At 59.0% G+C, this 15,317-nt stretch carries 22 protein-coding genes, 2 tRNA genes and 1 pseudogene; 16 read left to right on the top strand and 9 right to left on the bottom strand.

Annotation, left to right across the window (positions count from 1 at the left end):
• Positions 1–32 precede the first annotated feature (32 nt).
• A complete protein-coding gene (locus tag AC1DE4_RS00410) occupies positions 33–296 on the bottom strand; it encodes a hypothetical protein (protein WP_018858561.1) in 264 nt (87 codons plus the stop codon).
• Between the two features lie 166 nt (positions 297–462).
• Here AC1DE4_RS00410 and AC1DE4_RS00405 point away from each other — a divergent pair, with 166 nt between their 5' ends.
• The 3 genes from AC1DE4_RS00405 to AC1DE4_RS00395 all read left to right on the top strand — a co-directional run bounded on the left by AC1DE4_RS00405 (position 463) and on the right by AC1DE4_RS00395 (position 2,508).
• Entirely contained in the window at positions 463–726 is a 264-nt protein-coding gene (locus AC1DE4_RS00405; protein WP_477879411.1) for a BON domain-containing protein, read from the top strand.
• Between the two features lie 222 nt (positions 727–948).
• Positions 949–1,206, top strand: a complete 258-nt coding sequence (locus AC1DE4_RS00400; RefSeq protein WP_018117007.1) for a hypothetical protein — start codon at positions 949–951, stop codon at positions 1,204–1,206.
• Positions 1,207–1,359: 153 nt separating this feature from the next.
• Complete coding sequence (locus AC1DE4_RS00395; RefSeq protein ID WP_477879408.1) at positions 1,360–2,508, top strand: acyltransferase family protein; 1,149 nt, start codon at positions 1,360–1,362, stop codon at positions 2,506–2,508.
• 230 nt (positions 2,509–2,738) lie between these two features.
• Here the strand turns inward: AC1DE4_RS00395 and AC1DE4_RS00390 are convergent, their stop codons facing one another.
• A complete protein-coding gene (locus tag AC1DE4_RS00390; RefSeq protein ID WP_025660341.1) occupies positions 2,739–2,981 on the bottom strand; it encodes a DUF982 domain-containing protein in 243 nt (80 codons plus the stop codon).
• A 305-nt stretch (positions 2,982–3,286) separates the two neighbouring features.
• Here AC1DE4_RS00390 and AC1DE4_RS00385 point away from each other — a divergent pair, with 305 nt between their 5' ends.
• Complete coding sequence (locus AC1DE4_RS00385; protein ID WP_112661316.1) at positions 3,287–3,535, top strand: hypothetical protein; 249 nt, start codon at positions 3,287–3,289, stop codon at positions 3,533–3,535.
• A gap of 57 nt (positions 3,536–3,592) precedes the next feature.
• Here AC1DE4_RS00385 and AC1DE4_RS00380 read toward each other — a convergent pair whose 3' ends face one another.
• From AC1DE4_RS00380 to AC1DE4_RS00370, 3 genes are all read right to left on the bottom strand, one after another.
• Positions 3,593–3,889 (bottom strand): hypothetical protein, encoded by a 297-nt coding sequence (locus AC1DE4_RS00380; RefSeq protein WP_025660340.1) that lies wholly within the window; start codon positions 3,887–3,889, stop codon positions 3,593–3,595.
• Positions 3,890–4,347: 458 nt separating this feature from the next.
• A complete protein-coding gene (locus AC1DE4_RS00375; protein WP_018858555.1) occupies positions 4,348–4,635 on the bottom strand; it encodes a hypothetical protein in 288 nt (95 codons plus the stop codon).
• Between the two features lie 160 nt (positions 4,636–4,795).
• Positions 4,796–4,870: transfer RNA gene (locus AC1DE4_RS00370), tRNA-Thr, on the bottom strand.
• 152 nt (positions 4,871–5,022) lie between these two features.
• Here AC1DE4_RS00370 and AC1DE4_RS00365 point away from each other — a divergent pair.
• The 10 genes from AC1DE4_RS00365 to AC1DE4_RS00320 all read left to right on the top strand — a co-directional run bounded on the left by AC1DE4_RS00365 (position 5,023) and on the right by AC1DE4_RS00320 (position 10,960).
• Entirely contained in the window at positions 5,023–5,217 is a 195-nt protein-coding gene (locus AC1DE4_RS00365) for a hypothetical protein (RefSeq protein ID WP_025660339.1), read from the top strand.
• 103 nt (positions 5,218–5,320) lie between these two features.
• Positions 5,321–6,613, top strand: a complete 1,293-nt coding sequence (murA, locus tag AC1DE4_RS00360; protein WP_025660338.1) for a UDP-N-acetylglucosamine 1-carboxyvinyltransferase — start codon at positions 5,321–5,323, stop codon at positions 6,611–6,613.
• A 115-nt stretch (positions 6,614–6,728) separates the two neighbouring features.
• A complete protein-coding gene (locus AC1DE4_RS00355; RefSeq protein WP_018858552.1) occupies positions 6,729–7,166 on the top strand; it encodes a DUF2948 family protein in 438 nt (145 codons plus the stop codon).
• Between the two features lie 36 nt (positions 7,167–7,202).
• A complete protein-coding gene (hisD, locus tag AC1DE4_RS00350) occupies positions 7,203–8,501 on the top strand; it encodes a histidinol dehydrogenase (RefSeq protein ID WP_025660337.1) in 1,299 nt (432 codons plus the stop codon).
• A gap of 3 nt (positions 8,502–8,504) precedes the next feature.
• Entirely contained in the window at positions 8,505–8,978 is a 474-nt protein-coding gene (locus tag AC1DE4_RS00345) for a UPF0262 family protein (RefSeq protein WP_025660336.1), read from the top strand.
• A gap of 5 nt (positions 8,979–8,983) precedes the next feature.
• Positions 8,984–9,460, top strand: coding sequence for an arsenate-mycothiol transferase ArsC (locus AC1DE4_RS00340; RefSeq protein ID WP_025660335.1), 477 nt, complete (start codon positions 8,984–8,986; stop codon positions 9,458–9,460).
• A 119-nt stretch (positions 9,461–9,579) separates the two neighbouring features.
• Positions 9,580–9,798, top strand: coding sequence for a translation initiation factor IF-1 (gene infA, locus AC1DE4_RS00335; protein WP_003545338.1), 219 nt, complete (start codon positions 9,580–9,582; stop codon positions 9,796–9,798).
• Positions 9,799–9,854: 56 nt separating this feature from the next.
• Entirely contained in the window at positions 9,855–10,475 is a 621-nt protein-coding gene (locus AC1DE4_RS00330) for a Maf-like protein (RefSeq protein WP_025660334.1), read from the top strand.
• A gap of 18 nt (positions 10,476–10,493) precedes the next feature.
• Complete coding sequence (yacG, locus tag AC1DE4_RS00325) at positions 10,494–10,700, top strand: DNA gyrase inhibitor YacG (RefSeq protein ID WP_477879403.1); 207 nt, start codon at positions 10,494–10,496, stop codon at positions 10,698–10,700.
• A gap of 184 nt (positions 10,701–10,884) precedes the next feature.
• Positions 10,885–10,960, top strand: a tRNA-Phe gene (locus AC1DE4_RS00320).
• A 69-nt stretch (positions 10,961–11,029) separates the two neighbouring features.
• On the opposite strand, the gene AC1DE4_RS00315 is transcribed toward AC1DE4_RS00320, so the two are convergent.
• Both AC1DE4_RS00315 and AC1DE4_RS00310 read right to left on the bottom strand, forming a co-directional pair.
• Positions 11,030–12,121: a tyrosine-type recombinase/integrase gene (locus AC1DE4_RS00315; protein ID WP_477879401.1), complete on the bottom strand. Its 1,092-nt coding sequence runs from the start codon at positions 12,119–12,121 to the stop codon at positions 11,030–11,032.
• Positions 12,118–12,354: a hypothetical protein gene (locus tag AC1DE4_RS00310; RefSeq protein ID WP_018858545.1), complete on the bottom strand. Its 237-nt coding sequence runs from the start codon at positions 12,352–12,354 to the stop codon at positions 12,118–12,120. Before AC1DE4_RS00310 ends, AC1DE4_RS00315 begins: the two co-directional genes overlap by 4 nt.
• A 499-nt stretch (positions 12,355–12,853) precedes the next feature.
• Between AC1DE4_RS00310 and AC1DE4_RS00305 the strand changes: the two are divergent.
• Both AC1DE4_RS00305 and AC1DE4_RS00300 read left to right on the top strand, forming a co-directional pair.
• Positions 12,854–13,072 (top strand): annotated as a pseudogene (locus AC1DE4_RS00305) (hypothetical protein); the annotation flags it as partial.
• A 269-nt stretch (positions 13,073–13,341) separates the two neighbouring features.
• On the top strand, positions 13,342–14,253 hold the full coding sequence (locus tag AC1DE4_RS00300) for a zincin-like metallopeptidase domain-containing protein (RefSeq protein WP_113113395.1): 912 nt from the start codon (positions 13,342–13,344) through the stop codon (positions 14,251–14,253).
• Between the two features lie 57 nt (positions 14,254–14,310).
• Here the strand turns inward: AC1DE4_RS00300 and AC1DE4_RS00295 are convergent, their stop codons facing one another.
• Both AC1DE4_RS00295 and AC1DE4_RS00290 read right to left on the bottom strand, forming a co-directional pair.
• Positions 14,311–14,562 carry a WGR domain-containing protein gene (locus tag AC1DE4_RS00295; protein WP_477879399.1) on the bottom strand — a complete coding sequence of 84 codons (252 nt, stop codon included), beginning with the start codon at positions 14,560–14,562 and terminating at the stop codon, positions 14,311–14,313.
• 310 nt (positions 14,563–14,872) lie between these two features.
• On the bottom strand, positions 14,873–15,133 hold the full coding sequence (locus tag AC1DE4_RS00290; RefSeq protein ID WP_018858541.1) for a hypothetical protein: 261 nt from the start codon (positions 15,131–15,133) through the stop codon (positions 14,873–14,875).
• Positions 15,134–15,317 lie beyond the last annotated feature (184 nt).

Genomic DNA, 15,317 nt, shown 5'->3' with positions numbered 1-15,317 from the left:
CTCGAACGCTGCGGCTGTCAAGCGTGAGCGCATCAGGGGAAATCGGGCACGATGACGCGCCTCGTCAGTTTCAGCGTGCGATCCGGCTGGAGGATATAGGTTTCCTTAACCCTCTGGCCGCGGGAGTCGTAGAAGGAATTGTAGATGACACTGCCGGGCGGCGATTTGGTCAGTTTCGTGCGCGGTTGCCCGCCATAGGTGATGCTCCCCGGAATGGGCTGAACCTCGGTGGAGCTGTCCGTCGTGCAGCCCGATAGTATGACGAGCGATAGAAACGTCGGAAGCAGAACCTTCATCGCGGTAACCCTTAACTAAACCTATGGTATATATGGCGCCTCAGATCAGGGCGCCAAGTAGCGTGGGCTGGGCTCCCCGAGATTCTTTCGAGTATAGATTGGTGCGGCGCAACTAAAACCCCCTCCGGCGTTACCCTGTAACAGACTTTGCCATTTGGAGGCGATGATGGTGCTTCGATTTCAGACGACGGAAGGTCACGGTGGTGCTTGCGGGCAGGGCCACAGCCTCGCGTCAACACGCGCCTCGGTCGAAAGCGCTCTCAGTGCCGCCTATGACGTCGATAGTAGCGAAATCGTCGTCTCGATCCTGGGGCTCTATGTCGTCCTGGAAGGATTCGTCCGGCAGAAAGGCCATGTCGAGCGGGCGGTCGAGATTGCCGGAGACGTGGTCGGGAAGGGTTATGTCCGCAGCCGGATGCTGCGGCGTTAGCCAGCCTACCCACATGTAATACTGTAAGTTCATCAGTTTTGACGCACGCATACGGCATGTTGCTGCGCACCCGGAAATATCCGCCTATCTTCATATAAAATAATACAATTTAGCTCGACCGAAAATACGAAGAATTAACTGTGCGAAAGTAGTAGCGGCGACACTGGAACTAAAAGCGTGTTTCATTAGTTAATGCTCGTAATCAAAACACGGGAGAAGGGCATGCGAAGACTTCTTCGACTGGGAGCGCCGGCTTTTGCGCTGGCATTAGGGACTTTCATCACGCCAGCTTCGGCTTCACTCGAGATTACGAGCGACTATTCCGCCCTGCCGCAGGACGAGATGGCGATGAACGAATATACCGGTTCGGTGTCCTGCACCGCGCCGACGACGCATTATGTGCCATCCTTCATCCGGTCTTTTGACGGCACCATTATCGGCGTCGGTTACCTCGAGGTGCAGAGCGACGGTCGCTGCTGATCGTTTGCTCGTCCGTCTCGGAATCCGATGAAATAGGTAGGAAGATCGCGCTCCCCAAGCCGGGGGCCGATCAACTTTTCTGGTTGTGAGTTGTGCACTGCAGCACATTGCGTTAGCTTCCGCGAAGCTGAGCCTCAACCAGAAGGATACCCTATGATCATTGAGAGCAAGCGGATCGGATGCCTCGACGGGCTGCGCGGACTGGCCGCACTCTGGGTCCTCCTAGGTCACAGCCTGCAATTGACAGGTTGGCACCTTCCGATCCTGTCGTCGCCAGATTTGGGCGTCGACCTTTTCATTATGCTGTCCGGCTTTCTGATGGTCTTTCACTATCGGTTACGCGAGACCGCCAACCCCTGGGAAAAGCCATCCACCTGGTTTGGTTTCTGGCTGAAGCGCTTTTTCCGAATTGCGCCACTCTACTACGTGATGCTGTGCATCGCCCTGTTGCTGGGGCCGCAGCTCTATGAGAGCCGCATGGTCATTGACACCTTCCTATCCCACGGTCCGCAATTGCCGGAGCGCTATCTGGACGGTAGCCTGCGCAACCTTCTCATGCACGCAAGTTTCCTCTTCGGACTGCACCCGGCCTACGCGTTCCGCACACCACTGCCCGATTGGAGTCTTGGTTTGGAGATGCAGTTCTATGCGGTCTTTCCGCTGGCGATGCTGCTCTTGAGGAAAACCAGATGGCTGCCCGGCGCCGCCCTGATTGCGCTTGGCGGTTTCGTTGTCGCCAAGGCCGTGCAGGCCGCACACATCGATTTTCCGATGCCGTCGTTCCTGCCGCTGAAGATGCATGTCTTCCTGTGCGGCATGCTGATCGCCAACGGATTGTTCGTGACGCCGCGGCAAACCGTCATGAATGGCCTGCTTGCCGTCATGCTGGTGATGATTCCGATCGGCGGCGACATGACCTCGACGAAGGTCGCCGTCCGCCTGCTTCTGGTCGTCGGCTTCTTCGCGCTGGTGCATTATCATTTGTTGCCAGGTCTGGTCGGAAAGCTCGGCGATAGCGTCTCATCGCTGATGGGAAATCACTTCTGCCATTGGCTCGGCGAGCTCTCGTTCGGCGTCTATCTGATTCACCTGCTTTTGCTCCAGCCGCTCGCAGCATTCGTCATAACGCATTTCGGGGCTGAGATTTCCGCGCCGGCGCGCTTTGCGATCGTGGTCGCCGCCCTGCTGCCATTGGCCTATGCGCTGGCATATCTCGGCTTCACCCGCATCGAGGGGCCGGGCCAGACGCTTGGGCGCAAGGTGCTGGAAATAATCCGGAGACGGCGCCTGAAGCCGGCCTGACGCATCGGCTTATCGCAATCGAGGCTCGTCTGCTTTCGCTGAGGGTGACGAGCCTCTGACCATCGTCATGATGGCTGCACACTTTCTATTGAGGGACGTGCCTTGATGGCAATGAGGTTAATCGCGCTCCCAACAGCAAGCGCTGCCGAGGGTTAAACAAAAATAAACCATTGCCCTGTTCCGGGACAGGTTGTCGACGATCTGCCGGCGATTGGCGGATTAAGGCCTGATCAGTTGACCTTCAGCTTGGCTTCTTCCGCGGCCGCTACGAATTCCGCGCGTGCCTCCTCGACCGTCTTTCGACCATCAAGGGCGGCTCTGCAAGTGCTTCTTGCCTTCAGATAATGCAACCCGCGACTGCTCGGCCACAGGTCTGCCAGGCATTTCAGCGCGTCCATAGGGCCGACGATCGTGCGTGCGCCCGTATTTTCAAACCCCACATGAATAGGATTATTCCACTTCTCGCTGGCCATAGGCGCATTCTCCGTTGCTTACGCCAAAACGTGCAAGTCAGCCTTCGCGTTCCCCCAGAAGGCCCGTACTGAGTGTATTTTAGCGATATTTTCGGAGCCCGCAAACAGGAAAACCGGATGCTGGTTGATCTCGGTATCCACCGGCGCCGTCCCCCAGACCGCAGATCTTTTGAGTGCCGTGGGAGGTTATCTCTTTTTTAGCCGGCAGATCGGCTAAGCGCACTTTTAACTGGCTGAAAACAACGCTTTGTGCAACCATGGAAAGCTCAACGTCAGTCGCCCTCTGTTAGCGTTGGAGATCGGTGATGCAGGACCTCAAGAACGTTCTGAATGCTGAATGCCAGAAGTATGTTTCTATGGTCATATCCATGCGGCGCGGCAACCAGCGATGGCTCGAACGGGATGATGCCACGGGCTCGAACGTAGACGTGACCGATGCAAAGCTAGCAGCGTTTGAGGAAACCGTCCGGACGCTGAGGCAGATGATCCAAGACCTCGATGAGTCCGACTATACGCTGTGCCGTCCGACAAAGGATTGGCACTTCGACGCCTGAGACCGGACCAGGGCATTTTCTTTGAGCCGATGAGTTGGCAGTGCTTTCCCGCGAGTCCTATCGGAAATTATAAAGCGATTGCGGGTCATAGACGCAGGCGTAGTCGAGAATGCACTGTTTTCCCGTGGCATCTTGCAGGTTGGTTGTGTCCCGTTTGTCGCCGGGGCCGCATTTGGCCGGCGGATAACGGAAGCTCCGGCCACCGATGCCGACGCGCACGAAAAGCTTTTTCTCCTGGCGAATGATTTGCGTGATCTCAGTGCAGGTATGCTCACGGGCATTGATCTGCGTCACCGCGCCGGCAAAGGATGCGGACGACAGCAAAAGCGCGGCCGCTAGAACCATGTTTTTCATGAACGCCTCCTGGTTGCCGACAATTGAGCAGCGCACGTAGCACGATTCAACTGAAATCTCAGGGCGTTAGGTGGCTGCGCACTTGCGGGAGAGGCGTTCTTTCGCAGCCGAGAGTCACAGGTTGCCGACGGTCCACGCGCCAATAGAGCGATCATCGTCAAGCGCGACGGTATGAACCGCGGGTGACACGATTTCGCGCCGCCGTTTAAAACGACGCAGGCTTTACTGGCTGGAGTGCCGTTAAGGAAGCTTCCGAGCATCTGGGGATAGGTCTCATCCGCCCGAGTTTATGCCGCTGTGGATCGACGTAAACGGCCACTCTCACTCCTAAAAACGGCTGGACACTTTTCCAAAAAGCATAATGACGGCGTGGCAATAATGAGTGTCCAGTCACACGCTACCCGTCTTGTTTTTGTTGAGTTTCCGTGTGCCGGCTCTGGACACCAATGCACTTAAGCCTACTTGTTCTTCAGTAGCCATACCTTCCCGGCCATTGTTATCCCGTAGACGTCTTTCGAAGCGTTATCGTCGAGATGCCGCCGCTCCAGCAAGCCAGGCGCCTTTAGCTCATCCAGAACTTTGGCTGTTACGGACTTCACTTTCAGAGGCCGTTCCTTCCAGCGGTCCGACTTTGCGTAGGTTACCGTCGCATTCTGGTGCGTCCATTTGTTCGATGGCTGAAGATACAGGTCTCCGTCCCGAGCGAGTTTCAGTGCGGCAATCTGCGATGGCGTAAGCTCGATCATGTAGGAAACCTATTTGTCTTCTGTCTCGTGAGAACGTGACGGGAACATGCCGCACGGATTTTCTGTGCAATTCGTGGTCTGTTCCACACTTTCACGTCGTTTCGCGCGCCTCTCGGTCGCTGACGTCCACGCTCTTCTATCTGATTTTCCTAGAGAAAACTGGTGCTGCCGAGTGGGATTGAACCACCGACCTCACCCTTACCAAGGGTGTGCTCTACCACTGAGCTACGGCAGCAGGAACCAGACGCGCAACCGAACCGGCTGCATTGCGTGAACGGGGGGCCTATTGCCACAGCTTCATGATAAGCGCAAGCCGCAATTTCCATCTTTGTAGAGATTGAGGCCGGCCCACTTTTGGATTGGCGCGAATTCGGCTAAGTCTGGGCGATGACCGAAAACACCGAAAAAGGCCAGAAGAGCCGCAAGGCCGAGATCGAACGCCAGGCAAAACTACGTCGCGAGCGGGCCGCCGAAAAGCTCCGAGAAAATTTGTCCCGCCGCAAACAGCAGACCCGTGCGCGTCGATCGGGGCAGGCGGATGAGACGGATGGCCTGCCTGCCGCAAAAATGGACGAATCATAATGTTCGGTTCACGGCGAATTGAAGCCCCCGCTAATTTCGTCTAAACACCCGCATCTTTTTACAGACAGCCTTTCAGAAAGGCGGGCATCGCCCGTAAGCGCACATGGATCGTATTAGAATTGTCGGCGGTAATGAGCTTAACGGCATCATTCCGATTTCCGGCGCCAAGAATGCCGCCCTGCCGCTGATGATCGCCTCGCTACTTACCAGCGATACACTGACGCTTGAGAACGTGCCGCATCTGGCCGATGTCGAGCTTTTGATGCGCATCCTCGGCAATCACGGCGTCGACGTTGCCGTCAACGGCCGCCGCGAGCGGCAGGAAGACGCTTACTCGCGCACCATCCACTTCACCTGCCGCACCATCGTGGATACCACCGCTCCCTATGAGCTGGTGTCCAAGATGCGCGCCTCCTTCTGGGTCATCGGTCCGCTGCTGGCCCGCGAAGGCCAGTGCCGCGTCTCGCTGCCGGGCGGCTGCGCCATCGGCACGCGTCCGGTCGACCTCTTCCTCGATGGCCTGACCGCGCTTGGCGCGAACCTCGAGATCGACAGCGGCTACATCAATGCGACGGCACCGAAGGGCGGCTTGATCGGCGCCCGCTACACCTTCCCGAAGGTATCCGTCGGTGCGACTCACGTCATGATGATGGCCGCAACGCTTGCCCGCGGCACGACCGTCATTGGCAACGCCGCCCGCGAACCGGAGGTCGTCGACCTCGCCAACTGCCTCATTGCCATGGGCGCCAAGATCTCCGGCGCCGGCACCAGCACGATTACGATCGAGGGCGTCTCGTCGCTTTCCGGCGCGCGCCATCGCGTCCTGCCCGATCGCATCGAGACCGGCACTTATGCCATGGCCGTCGCCATGGCCGGCGGCGATGTCACTCTTGAGCACACGGATATCGCGCTTCTCGACACGGCCCTTGAAACGCTCCGCCGCGCCGGTGCCGAAATCTCGCCGACCAGCAACGGAATGCGCATCCGCCGCAATGGCGTCGGCATCAAGCCGGTGGATATCGTCACCGATCCCTTCCCGGGCTTCCCCACCGACCTGCAGGCGCAATTCATGGCGCTAATGACGCGTTCGACCGGCATCTCGCATGTCACTGAGACGATTTTCGAAAACCGCTTCATGCATGTGCAGGAACTAGCGCGCCTGGGCGCGAAGATCTCGCTGTCTGGCCAGACGGCGAAGATCGAAGGCGTTCCGCGGCTGAAGGGTGCGCCCGTCATGGCGACCGACCTGCGCGCCTCCGTCTCGCTCGTCATCGCCGGCCTTGCCGCCGAAGGCGAGACGATGGTGTCCCGTGTCTATCACCTCGATCGCGGCTTTGAGCGCCTGGAAGAAAAGCTGACCCGCTGCGGCGCCATCGTCGAGCGTGTGAGCGAATAACGAAAGCGCGCTTCTCAGCCCTTCGATATGGTTGCGCATTGTCGTGTCGCGCCTTATGTCCGTTGTCTGACGCATCGCCATTCCGGCGATGCATTGGCGATGGGGTATTGCCTGAATGACCGACCTGAAGCTGGTAGCACTCGATAGCGAAGATCTTGCCGTCGTCTCCGCGCATTTGCAGGATAGCGTCTTCAAGGTCGCCGATCTGGCCTGGTCGCCGCGCGAAGGTCAGTTCTCGGTCGCCGTCAACCGCTTCGTGTGGGAAGAAGCCGGCAAGAAGCGCAGGGGGTTCGAACGCCGCCGCGCAGCTGTCGTCTTCAAGCGTGTACTTGCGGTTCGCTCCACCGGCATCGATCGCGAGAACCGCGACGCGGTGCTGTCGCTGCTTGCTATCCGCTTCGAGCAGAAGGGCGAGGGGCCGGAGGGAACGGTCGAGCTGGCGCTGTCAGGCACGGCAAGTGTTGCGCTCGATGTCGAATGCATCGAGGTTCAGCTTGCGGATATCGGCGGAGCGTGGGAAACCGCATCCAAGCCGCGCCATCCCGGCGCCTGAGAACTGGTTGTTCTGTTATCAAAGAGGAATATCGCATTGGCAATCTGGCTGGATCAGGCATCGGAAGGCTTCGAGCAACGGTTTGCCGCCTTCCTGACGACCAAGCGCGAAGTCTCCGAGGATGTGAATACGGCAGTCCGCGCCATCATCGATGACGTCAGGGCACGCGGCGACGTGGCGCTTGCCGAATACTCGAAGAAATTCGACGGGATCGATTTTGCCGTAACGCCGATGCGCGTGACGGAAGCCGAGATCGACGCAGCGGTCGAAGCGGTGCCGGCCGAGGTGCTTGGCGCGCTGAAGGTCGCGGCCGTGCGGATCGAATCGCATCATCGCCGCCAGTTGCCGAAGGACGATATCTATGAGGACGACATGGGCGTCGGTCTCGGGTCTCGCTGGACGGCGATCGAGGCGGTCGGCCTTTATGTGCCGGGCGGTACTGCGAGCTATCCGAGCTCGGTGCTGATGAACGCGGTACCGGCCAAGGTTGCCGGCGTCGACCGCATCGTCATTGTCGTTCCGGCAACCGGTGGCGTGGTCAATCGGGCCGTGCTCGCCGCCGCCAAACTCGCGGGCGTCACCGAAATCTATCGGCTCGGCGGTGCGCAGGCCGTTGCAGCCCTTGCCTACGGCACCGAAACGATCGCGCCGGTCGCCAAGATCACCGGCCCGGGCAATGCCTATGTGGCAGCCGCCAAGCGCCAGGTCTTCGGCACCGTCGGCATCGACATGATCGCCGGTCCCTCGGAAGTGCTTGTCATCGCCGACAAGGATAACAATCCGGACTGGGTGGCGGCCGATCTTCTGGCGCAGGCCGAGCACGATGCGAGCGCGCAGGCGATCCTCGCGACTGACGATGCGGAGTTCGCCCGGTCCGTGGAAGCAGCCGTCGAGCGGCAGTTGAAACTGCTCAATCGGGCCGAAACCGCTGCCGCAAGCTGGCGCGACTTTGGAGCGATCATTCTCGTGAAGTCGCTCAAGGACGCCATTCCGCTGGCAAACCGGATTGCGCCCGAACACCTGGAGCTTGCCGTTGCCGATCCGGACGCGCTGCTGCCCCGCATCCGCAATGCCGGCGCGATCTTCATCGGCGCCCATACGCCTGAAGTGATCGGTGACTATGTCGGCGGCTCGAACCACGTTCTGCCGACGGCCCGCTCGGCCCGGTTCTCCTCCGGTCTCTCGGTGCTCGATTTCGTCAAGCGCACCTCGATCCTGCGCCTCGGTCCCGAGCAGCTTCGCACGCTCGGTCCCGCCGCCATAGCGCTGGCCGTTTCCGAAGGACTGGACGCACACGCACGGTCGGTCGCGATCCGCCTGAACCTGGAAGGGTGACAGATGGCAGCGGGCGACTTTCGGCTTTGCGACGTCGTCCTTGACGACAGCATCGGCAGAGCGACGCCCGACGTCGAGCACGAGCGCGCGGTCGCCATCTTCGATCTTGTCGAGGAAAACAGCTTTACGCCCGTGGGTCATTCCGGTGGGCCGTACCGGCTGAATATCTCGCTGGTCGACTCCAAGCTGGTTTTCGCGATCACGACGGAGGACGGAGGCGCCGTCGCCACCCACATCCTGTCCTTGACCCCGTTTCGTCGCATCGTGAAGGATTATTTCCTGATCTGTGAAAGCTACTACGAGGCGATCCGCTCAGCCTCGCCGAGCCGCATCGAGGCGATCGACATGGGACGGCGCGGCATTCACAATGAGGGCTCGCAGACGCTGAGGGACCGCCTGAACGGCAAGATCGAGATCGATTTCGATACCGCACGCCGGCTGTTCACGCTGGTTTGCGTGCTTTACTGGCGCGGTTGACGTCGATGGAAGCGCAGGTCGACGCAGGCGAAGGAAAAAGGCCGGGAGCCATCCTGTTCATGTGCGGCATGAACTGCATTCGCTCCCCGATGGCCGAGGTGATCGCCCGCAGCATGCTGCCTGCGAACGTCTATATCAGGTCCGCGGGCGTCCGTTCGGGGGAGCGGGACCCCTTCGTCGATGTTGCGCTTGAGGAGATCGGCCTTTCGCTTGGCCGGCATCATCCGCATACGCTGGAAGAACTGGAAGATGATTACTTCGACCTGATCATCTCGCTCTCGCCGCAGGCGCACCATGCAGCGCTCGAACTGACCCGGTCGAAAGCCATCGAAGTCGTCTATTGGCCAACCATCGATCCGACAGTTGTTCAGGGCACGCGAGAGCAGATTCTGGACAGCTACCGGCAAGTCCGCGATCATCTGACCGAACTGATCGAGAGCCGGCTGGTTAGAAGAAACACCATCGCCGCGCATTCGGCGTGAAACAAATGACGGAAACGCGATCAATTAGGTTCACAAACCCTCGTTGATTGTGTAGTTTCCGCCCAAAATTTTGGGGCGGCTGCCGCCGTCATCTCAACCCACAGGAAGAAAACCACTATATGCCTAAAGAAGAAGTCCTCGAATTTCCGGGTATTGTGACCGAGCTTCTGCCGAACGCAACGTTCCGCGTAAAGCTCGAAAACGAACACGAGATCATCGCTCACACTGCTGGCCGCATGCGCAAGAACCGCATCCGCGTTCTGGCCGGCGACAAGGTTCTCGTTGAAATGACGCCCTACGACCTGACCAAGGGCCGCATCACCTACCGCTTCAAGTAGGCCTGCATATAAGGCTTGAAAGGCCGCTTTCTCCGTCTTCCGGTGGTCGAGGTTCCATGGCGCTGAAATACAAGCTCATTCTGGCTTCCGGCTCGCCCCGCCGCGTTGATCTGCTCAATCAGGCAGGGATCGAGCCTTCGCGTCTCATGCCGATGGATATCGACGAGACGCCGAAGAAGTCTGAGCACCCGCGCTCGCTCGCCCGGCGCCTGTCGACGGAAAAGGCCGAGGCAGCACTTGCCGCCATCAAGGGCGACATGACGTGGAAGGGCAGTTACATCCTGTCCGCCGATACCGTCGTAGCTGTCGGACGCCGTATTCTTGGCAAGGCCGAGTTCGCGGATGAGGCGTCAGCCTCGTTGTATCTCTTGTCCGGGCGCAGCCACTGGGTCTATACCGGCGTCTGCCTGGTGACGCCCGACCGCAAGATCCGCCAGAAGATTGTCGAGACGAAGGTTCGCTTCAAGCGTCTTTCCGGTTTCGAGATCGAGAACTACCTTGCGTCAGGGCAGTGGCGCGGCAAGGCCGGGGCCTACGGTATCCAGGGCCTGGCCGGAACATTTGTGCAGAAGATGGTTGGCTCCTACACCAACGTCGTCGGCCTGCCGCTTTATGAAACCATCCTTTTGCTGACCGGCGAAGGCTTTGACGTGCATAGCCGGTGGCCCGAGGGCTGATCCTCGAAGGAACCGCTGATGTCTGACGAAAACAAGGCCGCCAAGGTCGAACCGCTGCGCAAGACGCGGCCCTGCCCGGAATGCGGCAAGCCGTCCAACCGCGAACACTACCCGTTTTGCTCGAACCGCTGCCGCGAGCTCGATCTTTCGCGCTGGCTCTCCGGCTCATACGCCATCCCCGTTGCCGACGACGAAGCGAAGGCGGATTACGAGGACGAGCAATAGGCCGGTTTTTCCACGGGCGAAGCCATTAAATTCGTTGATGAATTTGGAAAATTCCAAGGCTTCTCAAAAAACTGTCATTTGGCGCTTGCCATGTCCGGACAAGATGCTATAACCCCGCTCGCTTCCGGGGCGAACCAAGGCCCCTCGGTCCTTTCCCAGGAAAGAATGTCTGCGAAGCGGGTTAGCCCAGATAGCTCAGTTGGTAGAGCAGCGGATTGAAAATCCGCGTGTCGCTGGTTCGATTCCGGCTCTGGGCACCATTTTAAGCCATTGTTACACCTAGTGTTTTTCATGTTTTCTCACCTTTTGCTTATTTGAGTTTGACACTTTCAGACTCCGGATTTGACAATTTTCGTTTTTCGTTTGTTCAGTTCGGCCTCAAAATCGGCGACGGCGGATTTCGTGCGCTTCGTCATGTTGGCACGCCGGGAATAGTGCTTCGCCATTGCTTCCGTGGCGTGGCCGAGCACCAGTGCGATTGTTCCATGGTCCTTGCCCATCTCCGCGAGAATGGTTGCAACTGTGTGCCGAAGACCCTTCAACGTTAGCCCGGGCTGGATCAAACCTTCCGCCTCCAGCTTTCCTTTAAGTCTGCTCCAGTTCGTGCTGAACCCATTGTAGGTCCAGGGTTGGCCTCTGCTATTGGCACACAGCGTCAAGGCATCATGCTTCGGTGCACGCGCAATCGCCTCAGCGACAGGCTCGAAGAGAGGCAGGTAGATTGGCTGGCCAGTCTTGTTGCGGCGTGTATCGAGCCCGGCTTGCGTAATGGCCATCCTCGGCAGTTCCAGCGCGTCCTGCGGATCGAGCGCATAAAACATCATGAGGGCGACCGGCAGCAGCATGTGAGGTGGCAGCGCTGCGAGAACGGTTTCACGCTCAGCGTCGGTCCATGGTCGGTTAGCGTCGGGAAGGGCCTTGGGGCGTCGGGCGGGCTTTACCTTGGCCGCAGGATTGTCCTTTGTGAAGCCATACTCAATTCCCCAGTCGAAGATCACTGAAAGGACGGAGCGTACGTAATTAGCAAAGCGAAACTTGCGTTTCTCCAAGGCCTTGTCCCGGATCTTTGCTATAAATGGAGGCCTGAACCGGTCCAGTGGCGTGTCGCCAATCGCCTGAAGATAGTCGAAACATTTCTGATAGTCGGCGCGCGTTCGAGGAGCCAGCTCGGCGCGGAACCTGACGCTTTCGCGGTATTTCGTAATCAGCATTCCCAGTGTACCGGGTTTGGCCTCCTTTTCATTCCGCAGTTCGTTGATGCGGTGAATCTCCATGTCGAACGCCAAGGTGTATGGCTCGAACCTTCGGCAGTCGATCTTCTCCCGTGTCTTGCGGTGATAACAGCGCCAGTCGCCGTCGTGGTCCCTGAAAATCTGCCAACCCGCGTATTTGTTCGGGCGTCGAACCCGAGGCTTCCTCATCCGAGGCGCTCCAGGATTTCTGCGTCTGTATCCGCGTTTCCGGCTTTGATCAGGTCGAGCCACCGATCAAGGTCGTGGATGTCGTAACGCTCTTCGCTTTCGGGCATAGCGACCGGCTTGACGGAGCAAATCCTCGGGAAACGCCTCAAAGGTAAGCCGACATAGTCCGCTGCCTGTTTTATGGACATCATTCGCGGCTGAACGACACGAATATTCAACATAGCATTCGCCATTGTCCTGCTCCTACCACTGACACGGAAAAACTGGGAAATGTGTTCTGGAGGCCTTGAGAACCGCGCGATCGAACCGGCCGGAGGTTGGACTGCCCACCGCTCGTGCGTGCCTTTTCCCATTCCGAGGCCAGCAACGCTTCGCCGACTAGAGCCCGACCATCAGATGCCTGTATTTAATTTCATTCTGAATTTGGCTGGCACGATTGCACCTTTCTCAATTTGACCGTGCTGCGGATCCGAGGCAATTTGCGCCGCGGCTCTTCAAGCGTTTTCATAGGTTTCAAAGAAGATTGATTTCGGAGCCGAGTAAACTGACAAGTCTGCGAGTCGAAGTTGGGGTCGAATTCGATGTGAATCCTTGATTGGGGCTGCACGAGAACGAATGGGCGAAGCATGCGCGACGAAGATGCCGGCAATACCGCCGAATTGAAAACAACGTTGACGCGCGCAGAAATGCATCAACTTGTTTGGTCCGTGCCAATGAACATTCTTGCGGAGCGACACCTGGTCCTTGGTGTCGCTCGTCTCGGCCGGGCTTGGCATCGGCTTTGTCCCGGAATGGACGCGTGAATTTCCGAACCGCGCCTTAGAGCTGAAGAAGGTCAGAGGCATCGACTTCCGGATCGGGCTGGGGGTTGCCTGGAACCGAGAAGATCCGACCGCCTCGCGCGACGACATCGTCGATATCGCCCGGTCGCTGGCACGGCCGAGGCGGTGAGGGCGGCCGTGTGAGGCTAGCCTCCTGATTACTCGGCCGCCCGTTCGCCGATCCTTGGTTGGCCTGCCTGCTGTTGAACATCCCTTCTGCCGCCCGCGCCTCGCGTCCTGCGCCGGCTTTTGGTCCTGCCGGGCTCGCGCTGGCCCGCAACAGCGTTGCCGTCCTCCACTCCGTTGCGGCCCTATCGGGTGCGTGCCAGCGCTGAAGGCCCGGCATTCGGACCGCCGTAGCAGGTCGCGATGGTCGCGACCTCGAACGGAGGTTTAAACATGACGAGGCAGCCGACAAAGCAACGATCCGATCTCTACAGAAGCATCACCGACAAGATCATCGCCGAACTCGAACAGGGTGTCAGACCCTGGATGCAGCCCTGGAGCACGGCTTGTGCGAGCGACCGGATCACCCGGCCGCTGCGCCACAATGGCGAGCCCTATTCCGGAATCAACGTCCTCATCCTCTGGTCGGAAGCGATTGCCCGTGGCTTTACCTCGGCCACCTGGATGACATTTCGTCAGGCCCGCGAATTCGGGGCGGCGGTGCGTAAGGGCGAGACCGGCACGACCGTCGTCTTTGCCAGCTCCTTCCTGCGGGCCGAAACCAGCGAGACCGGCGAGGCGGTTGCGCACAGCATCCCGTTTCTGAAAGCCTACACCGTCTTCAACACCGACCAGATCGACGGACTGGGCGAGCGCTTCCGACCAGTTGTGCCGGCTCCAGATCCGATTGCCCGCATCGGCCATGCCGACCGCTTCTTTGCCAATACCGGCGCCCTGATCCGGCACGGCGGCTCGTCAGCCTACTATGCGCCGGCCCGCGATCATATCCAGATGCCGGCCTTCGAAGCCTTCCGGGACGCACAATCCTACGTCGCCATCTTAAGTCATGAGCTGACCCACTGGACGGCAGCCCCGCATCGTCTCGCTCGTGACCTCAGCCGTTATGCCAAGGACAACAGCGAACGTGCCCGCGAGGAACTGATCGCCGAGCTCGGCAGTTGCTTCCTCTGCGCCGATCTCGGCGTTGTTCCGGAACTCGAACCACGGCCCGACCATGCGAGCTATCTCGCCTCCTGGCTCAAAGTGCTCTCAAGCGAACCGCAGGCGATCTTTACCGCCGCCAGTCAGGCGCAGCGCGCCGTCAGCTACCTGCACTATCTCCAGCCTGAAGGGGAGGCGGCGTGAGCCGTCTTCTCCCCTCAATGGAACCACTCGCCGCAAAAGGCCGGCACCGGGTCAGCCTCAGGCTCTAACGTTGGGTCGATAGCCACGAGAACGCTTTTGGGCAAGAAGAGTCAGAAGGAGAGCGACGGCTTCTTTCTCGCTGTTGAAGAGGTGCACCCTCTGCTGGCCGCGTCTTCCGATGCGCCCCCAACTGCGGGTAAGCGACACATCACCAAAGAGGGTCGGCTCGATCGACAACTGATAGAATCGAGCCATGTTTCTCTTGAAGTCGGTGATCTCAATATTGAGGTGGTAGGGCTGTGCGATCATGACGGAAGGATCGCAAAGTCCTGTCAGAGGCGTCCAACGACTTTTCTGAATCGGTCGGTCCTGACCGATTCATGTTGGTTATGGCCGTCGCTGTTACTGCTTCTTTCGACCGGGCAGGGAAGCGAACTTCGTCGGGCGTCAGGAGATGGAAAGGTCGGACTTTTCGGAATCAAGAGCACGGGCTGCCGAATGGAAGACCACGGTCGCCCGGCCACTGCGCATCATATTGGCGGCGGCGTTTTTGATTTGACGGGCATAGATCATAACGCCGTGCCGCCATCCTTCGGCGATTGGTCTTCACCGTGTGGCTTCAGAAGATCGTCGACAATTCCCGGTCGCCCTCGCGACTGAGGAACTTCGGTAACGCGCGTTGGACCCATTCGAGAAGGGGTCGCGAAGATGATGCGCGGTCGCCATTCTCCAATCGATGCAGCACCAGTGCTCCGATCAGGACCTTTCGGCGTGTATCGATCGCCCGCTCCTGTTTGCTGAGGCGCAACAGTAACGTCTTCTTTCTAGCCTCGAGCTGGGCAAGTCGTTCGCTAATTGTCGTGCCTGTCACGATGATCATCTCCGCTTGCGTTTTCACCCGAGCGTTTGGGCCAACTGGCCCTCGCAGGTTGCACGGCAACGAAGCTGGCTTAGGGGGTGTGCTCCGGCAACTCGCATATGTGCGGGTAGCAGCACGCGGTCGAAAGCCTAAAAATAGAACGCGGACGTTGCCGCATGGTCCCACCGGGACCCGAAGAGACCAA

The sequence above is a fragment of the Rhizobium sp. 10N414 genome (genome assembly GCF_056394785.1).
Note: the sequence above shows the minus strand (reverse complement) of the source record. Positions and strands in the feature narration are given on the sequence as shown.